At 36.3% G+C, this 259-nt stretch carries 1 protein-coding gene; it reads left to right on the top strand.

Annotation, left to right across the window (positions count from 1 at the left end; all coding sequences use genetic code 11):
* On the top strand, nucleotides 1-259 hold a 259-nt coding region (locus RFW85_RS06890), incomplete at both ends, for a DNA glycosylase AlkZ-like family protein (protein ID WP_309171288.1).

Below are 259 nucleotides of genomic sequence, written 5' to 3' on the forward strand. Positions count from 1 at the left end.
ATCGGATCGAATGCTATGTGCCAGCGGCCAAACGGGTATTTGGATATTTTTGTTTGCCTATTCTTTATCAAAATGAGTTAGTAGGACGAATCGACTGTAAAGCACACCGGACAGTAAAAGAACTAGAAGTGATTAGTCTACATTTAGAAAAAACGGTAAAAGATAAAGAGCATTTCTTTTTTGAATTAGATCAGGAACTCAAGCGTTTTGCAGCATTTAATCAATGCTCAACTGTGAATGATAAGGTAGTCAAACTCAT

This window comes from Acinetobacter sp. 12966, assembly GCF_031196995.1.
In the GTDB taxonomy this organism is placed as follows: domain Bacteria; phylum Pseudomonadota; class Gammaproteobacteria; order Pseudomonadales; family Moraxellaceae; genus Acinetobacter; species Acinetobacter geminorum.